Source organism: Candidatus Kapaibacterium sp., assembly GCA_023957315.1.
GTDB lineage: Bacteria > Bacteroidota > Ignavibacteria > Kapaibacteriales > UBA2268 > PGYU01.
In genome coordinates this window covers 136,514-148,948 of sequence record JAMLHE010000001.1, presented here as the reverse complement: position 1 = coordinate 148,948, position 12,435 = coordinate 136,514, and the positions used below count along the sequence as shown (strand labels likewise).

General features: G+C 37.3%; 8 protein-coding genes. 4 read left to right on the top strand and 4 right to left on the bottom strand.

Going from position 1 to position 12,435, the window contains the following annotated elements:
• Nucleotides 1-245 precede the first annotated feature (245 nt).
• From M9949_00580 to M9949_00570, 3 genes are all read left to right on the top strand, one after another.
• Nucleotides 246-1,937 carry a short-chain dehydrogenase gene (locus M9949_00580; GenBank protein ID MCO5249901.1) on the top strand — a complete coding sequence of 564 codons (1,692 nt, stop codon included), beginning with the start codon at nt 246-248 and terminating at the stop codon, nt 1,935-1,937.
• Between the two features lie 77 nt (nt 1,938-2,014).
• Nucleotides 2,015-6,913, top strand: a complete 4,899-nt coding sequence (locus tag M9949_00575) for a T9SS type A sorting domain-containing protein (protein ID MCO5249900.1) — start codon at nt 2,015-2,017, stop codon at nt 6,911-6,913.
• Nucleotides 6,914-6,988: 75 nt separating this feature from the next.
• A complete protein-coding gene (locus M9949_00570) occupies nt 6,989-7,333 on the top strand; it encodes a histidine triad nucleotide-binding protein (protein ID MCO5249899.1) in 345 nt (114 codons plus the stop codon).
• 48 nt (nt 7,334-7,381) lie between these two features.
• Here M9949_00570 and M9949_00565 read toward each other — a convergent pair whose 3' ends face one another.
• Entirely contained in the window at nt 7,382-8,458 is a 1,077-nt protein-coding gene (locus tag M9949_00565; GenBank protein MCO5249898.1) for an MBL fold metallo-hydrolase, read from the bottom strand.
• A gap of 163 nt (nt 8,459-8,621) precedes the next feature.
• On the opposite strand from M9949_00565, the gene M9949_00560 reads away from it, so the two are divergent.
• Complete coding sequence (locus M9949_00560) at nt 8,622-8,978, top strand: rhodanese-like domain-containing protein (GenBank protein ID MCO5249897.1); 357 nt, start codon at nt 8,622-8,624, stop codon at nt 8,976-8,978.
• A gap of 71 nt (nt 8,979-9,049) precedes the next feature.
• Here the strand turns inward: M9949_00560 and M9949_00555 are convergent, their stop codons facing one another.
• Genes M9949_00555 through M9949_00545 form a run of 3 tightly spaced genes read right to left on the bottom strand, consistent with a single transcriptional unit; the run spans nt 9,050 to nt 12,427 of the window.
• A complete protein-coding gene (locus M9949_00555) occupies nt 9,050-10,732 on the bottom strand; it encodes a T9SS type A sorting domain-containing protein (protein MCO5249896.1) in 1,683 nt (560 codons plus the stop codon).
• Between the two features lie 44 nt (nt 10,733-10,776).
• A complete protein-coding gene (locus M9949_00550; GenBank protein MCO5249895.1) occupies nt 10,777-11,235 on the bottom strand; it encodes a hypothetical protein in 459 nt (152 codons plus the stop codon).
• A gap of 13 nt (nt 11,236-11,248) precedes the next feature.
• Nucleotides 11,249-12,427 carry a hypothetical protein gene (locus M9949_00545; GenBank protein MCO5249894.1) on the bottom strand — a complete coding sequence of 393 codons (1,179 nt, stop codon included), beginning with the start codon at nt 12,425-12,427 and terminating at the stop codon, nt 11,249-11,251.
• Nucleotides 12,428-12,435: the final 8 nt, after the last annotated feature.

Genomic DNA, 12,435 nt, shown 5'->3' with positions numbered 1-12,435 from the left:
TTTTTTTCACTTTTTTTTCACTTTTTTCAACTTTTTTTACTTTTCCTGAGATAAAAACGACTTTGTTGTGTCATATATAAATGAGAGAGAAATTTTTTTAAAAAATATTTGTTCTTTGAAAATTGGAATCTGCGAAACGTAGCCTAAAAGATTATTTTTCAAAAAGATTTGGCTATAAAGCTGAAATTTATTAATTTACAAGATAATGTTAGCCTTTTTTCTAAACTATTTTTTTGGATTTGAAAATGAATATCGAAGGATCAAAAATTCTCGTTTTAGGCGGTTGGGGACTGGTAGGAGCGGCAATTTGCCACAAGCTGATGGAACACAATCCGGCTCAATTAATAGTATCTTCACTTAAACAAAGTGAAGCTGAAGATGCTGTTCAAATGTTAAGAAATGAATATCCGAACAAAAATCCGGATATGTTCGATGGTAAATGGGGAAATATTTTCACAAGAACTGATTGGAAAGATATAGATTTCCGTGATGTTCTCGGTGAATCCGACAGACGGAAAATTCATATTAAAGATATTTTCTATGAACTGACTCCCGATGTAGTCGAAAACTCTGCACTTTATCAGTTGATTGCTGAAACAAAGCCCGATATTGTGATAGATTGCATCAACACAGCTACTGCTATTGCATATTTGGATATTTATAATACTACAATCAATGCAATAAAAAGAATCGAAGAGGACAAGCTCGACGAAGCTTTGGTCGAACAAATCATTGCAAGTGCTTATATCCCTCAACTTATTAGACACGTACAGTTACTTTACAAAGGTTTACAAGATGCCGGGTCGAAAATGTATTTTAAGATTGGTACAAGCGGTACAGGTGGAATGGGATTCAATATTCCTTACACACATAGCGAGGAGCGCCCGTCCAGAGTGCTTTTATCTAAAAATGCGGTTGCCGGTGCCCAGACTTTATTGCTTTATATTTTAGCAAGAACTCCAAACGGACCATTAGTTAAAGAAATCAAACCAACGGCAGCTATTGCTTGGAAAAAAATCGCTTATGGCGAAGTTAAACGTAAAGGTAAAACCATTCAGTTGGTAGATATGCCTTTCGATAATGCTAAGAAATCCGATGGCTGGTTAGTATTTGACGATAGCGAAGGTGTGGTGGATACAGGTGAAAAATTCAAATCTGTATTTATTGATACCGGCGAAAACGGAATTTTTTCACGTGGCGAGTTTCAAGCTATCAGCGCTCTTGGACAAATGGAAATTATTACTCCCGAGGAAATCGCCGATTATTTAGTTCACGAAATTCGTGGCGGAAATACCGGCAAAGATGTTATTCAAGGACTCGATGCTTTCACGATGGGACCGACTTACAGAGGCGGCATCATGAGAAATATTGCCATGAATAAGTTAGATAAATTGGAGCAAGAACACGGCGTAAATAGTGTTGCTTTCGAGCTACTCGGACCTCCAAGATTATCAAAATTGCTTTATGAAGCATATTTATTGAAGCGTATTGTCGGCACAATGCGCAACATCAATGATTTTTCAGCCGAAAATTTATCACAACAAGCATATGATTTATTGAATAATGATACACAATTACGTTCGCAGATTTTATCAATTGGTATAGCAGTATTGCTTCCCGACGGGAAAAGTTATGTACGCGGCGCTGATATTAAAATTCCGGTTAGACGAGGAGAAACTAAACTCGAGCTGACAGAAGCCAATATCAATGCTTGGTGCAACGAAGGATGGATAGATTTACGTCCGAGTAGCTTTGAAGAATGGAAGCAACGCATTAATAATATAATGGAACATTCTAATACGTTACCGAAAGATGATACTAGTTCACGATATAATTATACTAATGAATATTGGGATAATTTCGATAACATTGACGAAGGTAAAATAGTAGGCTGGGTCTTCGAATTTGAAGATAAAGGCTGGAGATTCAAACGATAACATTGACATTAAAAAGTAACAATAGCTTTAACTGATTTAATTAATATTTTTTGTTTTAATAATTTGAGGTTTTTCTCATGAAAAAGTATTTACTACTACTCGCGCTCTTGATAGCACTACCCCTCGACTATGTCCATGCACAGGACAAAGATGAGGATGAGTTGCTCAGGAAGAGCAAGCTTGGTGAGCCCATACCTTTTAACTCGGGTATGACATCGTTTCCTCGTAATTTCTCGGAAACAGGGCAGCAAAATAACCCAACTCAGGCAGCAGTATCAACCGGTTATTACTGGATTGATGATGCAGAATCATTAGACCCGGTATTATTCCCCGGGGTGCGTCCCAATCCTACAGTTGTCGATACCAACTATCAACCAGAATTGTGGCGTAAAATTGTTGCCGGTCCACGTATGTTTCCAAAAGAATATTGGCAAAACAATAAGCAAGAAGGACTACCTTTCTTCCGTCAACCTGCTGATGCTGACTTTTGGGAGAGCCCTACAGATTCGACAGACGAAGCCATTGCCGGTCCTATTCCCTTAGGTATCAAAGGTGGTTTCTTCTTTAACGGATTACGCTATGACTCATTTTATGTGTCAACAAACGGTGTAATCGCGTTAACTAATCGTAGATATTTCTATGATCCTAATGGAAACCGTGTAATTCCTCCAGGCGCTACAAGTGCTTACGACCCAATGAGTATGGACTGGTTTGCCGGTGGTGTTCGTGGTCGTGATACACTTTGGGTTCGCAACTGGAATAATACTCAAGACTCAATCAACCCTAATACCGGAGCGAGAGTTCCTGATAGAGATGGTTTAGGCAACATTCAATATAAGAATGGTTTGAATGACCCTGCTCCTGATAACTTTGGTTATCAATTCTCTGTATTAGGTATGGACCCAACTAATCCTCAAGCTTTCAATCCATCAAACACTCTCGGAGGTATAAGAACTCGAGGTGGTGACGTCATGACTGCTATCAATGCCAACTCAAAAACAGCCCTAATTGCGGTTTTTTGGGGTGATATGATGCTGTCGCAATACGAACCTGAAAGTAAAGTTCGAGATGAGCATGGTATGGCGTTCTATAAACGAACCTATACTAACGACTCATTGATTATTGCATTCTATAATGCTCAACCTAAAGGCGGTTTAGCAGGTCCTTTCGGTAACGTAACTATGCCACCCGATATTAGACCTACTACTACTGAAAATTATGTTACAGTTGATGCACATGTTGTTTTATCTGCTGTTGATAGTAGCATTACTATCCACTTTACAAGATTGTCTGACGGTTGGAACACAACAAGCCGTAAAACTCCTGCTCGTGAAGTAATTAGATACAACACAACTTGCGGTGTACGTGGTTTTGCACGTCACGTCAATTTTGGCAAGGGTGGTATTCTTGATGGCTCACCATGGGCTGGTGAATATATTCAAGGAACAACATGGTTCCAAAGTTATCGTTTAAACAATTCGGTAGTTCAATATCCGGATGGGAAATCAACAGTTAAGTTTAAACAATGGCAAAACACTATTCGTGTTGCCGATATTCAATATCGTATTAGAAGCTTGGATCCGAAAATTGATGAATCTGAAAAGTTGAAATTTACTCAAACAATTCCTACAACACTTGTTAACGATTATGAAATGTTAGCAGGTCATGAAAGATTGGGTGCAATTCAACCGGTTGCATTGATCCAAAACCTTACAAATGAAATTCAAGGACCCGGTGGCGTTAACTTTGTTAAGCAAGACCTTAAATTCCGTGCCAGATTCCAACTACGTAACGTTATCACAAATAGAGTAATCTACAATAGATTAGTTCCTATTGATGAACTTTGCTTAGGTTTGACTGACGAAAACCCACAAGAATGTATGGGCGATCCTTCAGTTCGAGTTCGTTTAGGTCAATCTGTCACTGTTTCTAATGGAAACTACAACTTTACTCCTGTAGCTAACTTCAAAGCTACCGGTTTCAATGGTGTACCTCCTTACTATTTCGTTCAAGTTCAATTCCCTCCATTCGAAGCTAACGAATTTATTGATAATCATATTGGTAAACTTCGTGCATATATTATTGCAGAAGCAATTGACCCTAAATCAGGTGAAAAACTTCGTGATAACTGGCCCTTTGATGACTCATCGAAAGTAAATCTATTTGTAATGAGAAGATATTATGATGACCATCCAAATCCATTATATCGTAACTTCGAAGATGATGGTACTGTATTCCATGTAGATACTGAAACCGGCGATGTTATTCCTTCAGCTTGGAAATGGGTCAACATCAATGCCGAAATGGTTTCCGGTGATATCGTTTCAAAATATCCACTTCCACCAAGAGGTGAATACGTTGCAGCAAACTATCCAATAGGAATTTCATCCCCAAGGACTTTGAAATCACCTGTAATCAAAATGAATCGTGTTCAAATGGACGGCTTTAGTGAACCATTGCCGGCTTATATGGATAAAAGATCGCCTAATCGCGGTGGTGACGAAATTCGTTCTTTCCCGATTGATTTACGTGGAAAACCGAATCCTGTATTGACTTTATCTGTACAAAGAGCTACATATGAAGAAGACCAACCAAGAGGTTTCAGTGACCAAATATTGAAAGGTCCGGAACCAAGAGTTTATCAAAATCCAAATCCATTGAATCCATATGTTAATGGTAACGCTGTTAGTGCTGTGCCTGATGAATTAGTAGTTGAATTTGCAAAACCTACAAGTGATGGTATCAACCGTATTACTAATATTAAGTTAGAAGATTGGAGACATCACCCATTCAGACGCGGAACTAAAGATGCAGCTCTTACCAATATGGCAGCTTTGACTGTATTTGGTGGTGGTGGACATTTAATTGGTTTCTTAGAAAGTTTCAAAGATTCTACATTAGCTCTCCCGGGGGCTGCTGCTAGTGGTTTATTTAACTCTTTGAGACATGACCCATATGACGATGGTTTTGATTGGGAATATAAGAAATTTGCTATCGCAATCCCGGATACATTCGTACTTTGGGAAAATGATGGCGCTAAGTACTTCCGTTTCAGAATTAAAGTTTATGCCACTAATGACAAGAAATGTCTTCTTTGTATCGAAGATGATACAGATGATTTCTATGTGGATAACATAAAAATTCTTTATCGTGCTGAAGTAACAGACCTCGAGGTGAACTCGGTTAAGGTTAATTGGCCTTATACTCTTGTTCCTGCAAGTCAGGCTACAAATGTTCCGATTTCAGTTCGCGTATCTAATAATACCGATATTGATGCTCCGGGCTTCTCCGTTAAAGTCAAGATATTCAGAGCCAATCAATTAGGTGAGAAAATTGAAGATGACCCAATTTATTGCCGTACACAAGTTATTTCAAACCTTGTTAGACGCGGAACTTCTGACGTTAACATGCCTGGATGGAATGCTCGTCAAAGCCAAGTTGATACTATAGGATTCTATGTTTTAGAAGCTATGGTCGTGATGGCAGAACGTGATTTGGTAAAAGAAAATGACTCAACTTACTCTAACTTCACATTAAGATTCGGTAGATACTTTGCATATGATCCTCCGGTTGCACAAGCAACTAACTCTGTGCCGGGTACTGTACCTACAATTGGTGGCAAAGGTTTGAATTTCTTAGTTCCTTTGAACCCTGCCGGAACTGCAAGAACAGGTCCTGCTTATGATAGAATTTTTGATGGTACAGGTGCTGTTGGTGGTAGTGGTTCAGGTGCAATTGCTATGAAATTCAATTTGCTTAACTCAGATACATTGAGAGGTTTCTCCATTTACTGGGCAGGATTGAATCGTGCCGCTGACCAAGTAACTTTCTCATTGTACGAAGGTGGCGAAAGATTACCTAACACTAATAATGAAAGAGCTAGAATTATTACTACTCGCGGTGGTCCAGGTTTCCAAAATATCTACGAAAGATATGTTGATTACTTCTTCTCCCAACCAATGGTTCTTGAAAAAGGTACTTATTGGATAGGCATTTCTCAAGATGGTCAAACCGGTATGGAACTTGGAGCTTCTGCTTCACGTATGGGTATGAGAACTATGGCTACATTTGTCTCACTTCAAGGTATTTGGGGTGAATCAGGTATAACTTTGAGTATTGACAAAAACTTCAGAAAGGTTATTCAAGGTAAATTACAAAATGATAACTATTTCGCATTCCAAAACGTTGCAGGTAGCTTATCATGGATTGAATTTACTCCGGCATCAGGTAACCCCGCATTCGCTCATCTAAATCACTGGGGTAATACACCATATGATCCTCAAACACAAACATTGACAAATGGCTCATGGATACCGATGTTACGTCCTTACTTTGGACCAAAATCACATGGTTATAATGCTGATGTTTTCCAATGGTGTATGGATGATATTCCTGTCGAACTCTTATCATTTGATGGTAAAATTCGCGAAACAGGTATTGACCTATTCTGGGAAACTGCTTCTGAAGAAAACAACTATGGTTTCTACGTAGAAAGAAGAATCAATGACAATGACGAATTCGACCAAATCGGTTTCGTTGAAGGCGTTGGAAACTCTACTATTATAAACCGTTATAACTATCATGACAATAACGTAAATGTTGGTTCAACTTACCAATATCGCTTACGTCAAATGGACAGAGATGGTTCGCAAGCTTGTACTTATTCACAAATCGTAACATTAACTTACGACAGAATTGGTGCATTGGTTCTTGAACAAAACTCACCGAACCCGTTTGCTAGCCAAACTCTTCTTAAGTTCAACTTACCATCAACTCAAAATGTGAAACTTGAAGTTGTCGATATATTCGGTAACGTCGTTCGCACTCTTGAAAATGGTGTTTTGAGCGCCGGTCTGAAGACTTACACATTCGATGCAATTGACGGCAATGGCACTCCATTATCAAATGGTAGCTACATTTATCGCTTGACTGCTGAAAATGAAATCTTATCCGGTAAGATGACAATTATTCGTTAATCATACTATTGATTTATTAATTATAGCCCTTTGCATTTGCAAGGGGCTTTTTTGTTTAAATTAGGAAAAATCATTATGTCAGAATCAATATTCACTAAAATTATCAATCGCGAAATCCCTGCAAATATAGTTTTCGAAAACGATGATGTAATTGCTTTCGAGGATATTAGCCCTAAAGCTCCCGTTCATATACTCGTTGTGCCCAAAAAGCCCATTGCTACAATCAATGATGCGAGTGCTGAAGATGCTGAATTGCTTGGAAAAGTATTATTAGCTGCGGCTGAAATCGCTAAGAAGAAGGGTATCGCCGAAAGAGGCTACAGATTAGTTATTAATTGCAACGAAGAAGGCGGTCAGTCCGTTTTTCATATTCATTGCCATCTTATAGGTGGGAAAAAATTAAGTTGGAATCCTGACTAAGTCTGAAAGAAAAAAATGGGGTTGATATTCAACCCCATTTTTATTTTTCTAAAATCTCAGAAATTCACCAATATACAGATTTATCAACTCAAATTTATCTTTGTAATTTGCATGTAAGCGATTTACCTCGCGATATGGGTCTCCGATAGGCTCATCCGATAAATCAAATGTGCCAAAATGCGTAGGAATCAGATTACGAGCTTTCATTTGCTCAGTAGCTTTCAGAGCATCAGCCGGAGATGTGTGTACAGGACCCATAAACCATTCAGGCTTATATGCACCAACTCCAATAATTGCATAATCTATGTTTGAAAATAATTCCCCAACTTCTTTGAAATGGCTCCCAAAGCCGGAATCCGAACAATAATAGATTGATACATCATCGCTTTGGATATGAAAAGCGCCCCAAAGCTTTTTGTTAAATTGCAAAAAACCGCTGTAGCTCCAATGCCGTGTAGGCATAAATGTGATTTTAATATCATCTGATAAGATATTATACTGTTGGTACCAACCGGCTTCCTGGTATTCAGCCCCATCAAGCCAATCTTCGATATATTTCCCTAAGCGTAGCCCTGTTAGTACCTTTACTTTGGGATTGTTTTTAACTAACAATTTAATACTTTCTTTGCTCAAATGGTCATGATGGTCATGTGTAATAAGTATATAATCCAAATTTTTAATTTCATTTGGGTCAAATGGGAGCTTTGAATAGCGTTTCATAAACGAAACAGGAGTAGTGAAAATCGGGTCACTTATCATCAATTTGCCATTGATGCGGAAAAGATATGATGCGTGACCTACCCATAGCATACCGTCATCATTGCTTTCCAAAAATTCCTTGGCATGTCGGACTTTAAGTCTGAAAGTGTCATTTTCCTTTTCCTCGCGTTGTGGATTGCGAGCAAGTTTCCATTTAATCACTTTATTAAAATCATTCTTGAAAGGGAATTCGTGATTTACAAATTTGCATTCACTATCAATCGGGTTACCTTTCCAGCCTTCCTTAATGAATTTTAACTGCGGATTGAATTCGTAGCGTTCGGCTTTAGGTTCACCTTTCATTGTAAAATATAAAATCAATCCTATTGGTAAAATTAGTATGATTGACCATTTTATATACTTCATATTTGATTTTCACTATTGTGATTTAATTTGTTTTATAATTATCAAACTTTTAATCCTTTTTAAAACGAATTATTCATATGATTCTTTCATTTGAAATTATTCATAGAATAAATATATGAATGAATCGTCATATTGCTTATTATTCATATAGTTTGGGGATTACTTGAAAATAGCATTATTGGGATTTATACTAAGTTTTTTCGGATTGACTGCTTGTGCAAAAGATAAACCGGCAAAACACGAAAATTTTGAAACGAAAGATATCATTGTGATTGATGTCAGAACCCTAGCGGAATTTAATGCCGGTCATGTCGAAGGGGCAAAACTCATTCCTTATAATGAAATCGAGCGCGAAATTGCTAAAGTAACTAAAGACAAAAAAGCACCGATAGCTGTTTACTGTCGCACTGGTCGCCGTTCAGGCATAGCCCAAAAAGCTTTAGAGTCAATGGGATATGTTAATGTCGAAAACTACGGTTCTTTGAGTAATGCCAAAAGCATGTTAGAGCGAAAGAAGTAACGAGTTTAATATAATAAAATCCAAAAGGGGCGTGGAGCCCCTTTTGAGATGGTAATAAATGCTAAGGTTCGTTATTTTGCGAGAATGAACTTAGTCATATTTGAGCCCTTATTTGATTCTGTCCTTAAAAAATATGCTCCATTTGGAAGATTCAACTTGTTCAAATCGAAGAAATGATGATAGTTGCCTGAAATTCTGTGATTATTGAACAACACGGCTATATCTCTGCCTAATTCATCTACCAACACTATTTTTAATTGAGTATCTGTACTTAGAGCATAATCAAAGACAATATACTCGCTTGCCGGATTTGGATATACTTTGCCGAAATTTTGATAGGATTCCGATTGAATTACTTTGGACGCAATGTTTTCGTAATACTCTTTATATACTTGCTTAATTTGGCCAACAAGGCTGTTGTTTTCCGCGTCTTGCAATTGTTCGTCATCGCCACCCTTTGTTTTATCTACAAATCCTGCAATATCTTCAAAAGTACCGTCAGCTTCACCACCTTTGGCAGGTAGTGCAAAGTTAAGTGCAAATGCTATCCGAGCCTTGTCATTTGGACGTAAATGGAATGGACCTGTCGCGAGTATCGTTCTTATATCACCGGGCTTTTCTTGAATATCAATATCCCTATTTGAAATATAATCATATCTTTCATTGTCCGATAAAATGTCATCTTGTATTCCCCAAGATTTGAAAGTTACTAAGCCCAATTGTTCATTTGGTTCAAAAATAAGTTTATCAGTTCTCAAATATCCATTAGCATCAACTGCAGGGGATTGCATTACTGTAATTCCCATATAGCCAAATCCATGACCGCCTTCACCGGCGCTAGTATCAGTCCAAGCTACAACAAGATTCAAGTCTTCCTCTTCAAAATATCTTACCCTGTCATTACTTGCACCATTTAGTGCATTAGATGAAAGAGTTATGTCAGGGTCGTAAACACCCGCAAACCAACAATCCTTATAAGTTTCTGTTGATTTGTTTTCAATTACATAATATTGGATAACTACATCGTGCATGTTACCCGGTCCCCAAGAATAAATATGCGATTCGAATTGCATCCGTAAAGGATAACCCATATTTGCTCTTTGGGCAGTTCCACCTTCATATAAACGTAAATCTGTATCTTTGAAAACTGTTATCAAATCTTCATCAGAGATAAATAACGGTCCTTCGGGATAATTTTGCAAATTTCTCTTATTTTCGTCAAATACATAGTCATAAAGCGGTACTCCATAATGATACTTTCTTAAGGGGTCTGTTACCCAAAGAGGCCAATTAGGTCCATCACTTTCGATTTTTGGAACTCCGTTTTCCGCATACATATCAGTAGAAAAATATATTCTATACCTATTTGCATCTTTCAAAAGTGTGTCACTCTCTTCAATTCTACCGGGGGACATCCAGCTTCGTCCTGAATTTGGGTTATAACCAATTAGAACCATTTTGTTTAATTCTCCGGTAAGTGGGTCAGTTTTCTTAGCACCAAGCCAAAACCCGCTTGCAAATAAGTATTGATTGCTTGAGCCACGGGGCCAAAAACCACCTGCTTGGGAAGTTTTTAAGTCAAATCCAAAAATACCACGGTTTGAATGGTAAAACTCGAAATTGCTTTTTGTGTTTTTCTGTAAATCAAATTCACCTACGGATTGTCTTTGAAAATCTTCAGAAAACTTTGATTGGGCATTGACACTTGCTGAGCAAATAATAATTGTTGCGAAAAGGCATAGTAAAAATTTCATTGTAATTCTCCTTGAGTTAATTATTCAAATATTATTTAATGATATTAGTATCTTGTTTGGACTTTGATAGGAATCGTGAAATCAACATTGTTGTTAATGATAAGTGTGTCATAGTATAAGCCGGGAACGAAAGAATCTGCAATGAATACAACTTCGATTTTGCCCTTATCTGCAATATTCTCTTTCGGTGCTACATCTATAGGTAGCGGCTCATTGAATCTGTAAGAAAATAGTCCTGTTTTGTTTGTGTTTTCTACTGAGTAAATTGTTATAGTCATCGTTTCTGATTGGTTTGTTATGTTAATGAAATCGTTGATTACCGAACGCACTTTCATCGAGCCCAAATCATGCTCCGAAATATTGAGAAAGGACAAACTATCAGCAGCGTTAAACATTTTGAATATTAATTCCTGTCTGAAATTTGGTTCTGTAGTGATAATGTCCTTGCAGGAGGACAAACCAAGCACAATTACCATTGTGAAAGCCATTGTTAGCTTAATCATAATCTAAACTCCTTTAAAGTTTGTATGATATTCCATAGTTAATTAAAAATTTACGGGTATCGAACCATTTGTCTTGTTGTACAAATCTAAAATAATCCAATCCCGCTGAAAAAACAATTGACAAGTTAGGATATGCTTTGAATTCTAATCCTACTGCTGGTTTTATTACATAACCCGAGATATTGGCGCCTAATCCGAGTTGAAAGTATGTCTTGAACAAATCTGATTCGTAAGGTGATATGTGACTTAAAGCACTAAAAGTAGCCAAATTAGGTTGTTGAGTGTATCTGTAAACAGAACCAATTTCATCAGTGCCTTCGTAAATAGTGAAGTATGTGCTTTGGTCAATCCCGATGCCGAACTTAATTACTTCCGACAATTTGTAGAACACTCTGAATGCAACATTATTAAATTTATTGAAGGATTCAGGATTGATTGTTTCTTGTGGCATATGCCATGGGATTGATTGTTCCAAATTGAACGACCAATCGGGATTACTAATTTCATCGGACAAAATATTATCGAATTGATGATTTTGGAAAGGAGTAGATTGCAAACGCATTGCAGCTTTAGTCTGCGAAGCTAAATTGAAATCTTTCTCTACGGATAAATTTGAACTATATATTTCGCTTTTGCTTTGCAAATCATCTTCAGCTTTTTCCGAAATAGTTTCTTGACCATTTTCATTTAAATATATATAAACATATTTGATTGTTTCATTATGGGCTTCGATAGGACTTGACGAAATTTCAGACTTCGTAAGAATATCTTCTTTATCATCAAAATTATTATTTATAACTGTAGATTCAGTTATAGCTGATTTTTCAAGTAAATCTCCTTGCCCGTCGGGTTTGAAAAGTAAAAACATTATCAGAGCTGTTAATGCAGATGAAAATAGTACAGGTAAAAGCGTACTTTTAAATTTTGTTCCATAGAGAGCAGTTTTGCTCGTTGAAACCTGAGGGGTATCAATAGGTAAAGCAAGTCCTGCTTTGGCAAAGATACTGCTTTTGATTTCCGGACGTGGCGACCAATTTGCCAAATCCTGATTGATTGAACTTCCAATTGAATTAAAAGCTCTAAATTCTGACCTGAACTCCTGATTGGAAGCCAGACTTGCAAATAGTTCCGATTCTTGCGAATCACTCAAATTGCCATTGGCAAATTCTAAAAAATCATCTAAGTATTCCATTTTATACC

What these genes read in the sequence shown, in the direction of transcription:
- M9949_00550 (MCO5249895.1), bottom strand. Translation starts at nt 11,235, where the DNA reads ATGATTAAGCTAACAATGGCTTTCACAATGGTAATTGTGCTTGGTTTG.
- M9949_00545 (MCO5249894.1), bottom strand. Translation starts at nt 12,427, where the DNA reads ATGGAATACTTAGATGATTTTTTAGAATTTGCCAATGGCAATTTGAGT.
- M9949_00565 (MCO5249898.1), bottom strand. Translation starts at nt 8,458, where the DNA reads ATGAAGTATATAAAATGGTCAATCATACTAATTTTACCAATAGGATTG.
- M9949_00555 (MCO5249896.1), bottom strand. Translation starts at nt 10,732, where the DNA reads ATGAAATTTTTACTATGCCTTTTCGCAACAATTATTATTTGCTCAGCA.
- M9949_00570 (MCO5249899.1), top strand. Translation starts at nt 6,989, where the DNA reads ATGTCAGAATCAATATTCACTAAAATTATCAATCGCGAAATCCCTGCA.
- M9949_00580 (MCO5249901.1), top strand. Translation starts at nt 246, where the DNA reads ATGAATATCGAAGGATCAAAAATTCTCGTTTTAGGCGGTTGGGGACTG.
- M9949_00575 (MCO5249900.1), top strand. Translation starts at nt 2,015, where the DNA reads ATGAAAAAGTATTTACTACTACTCGCGCTCTTGATAGCACTACCCCTC.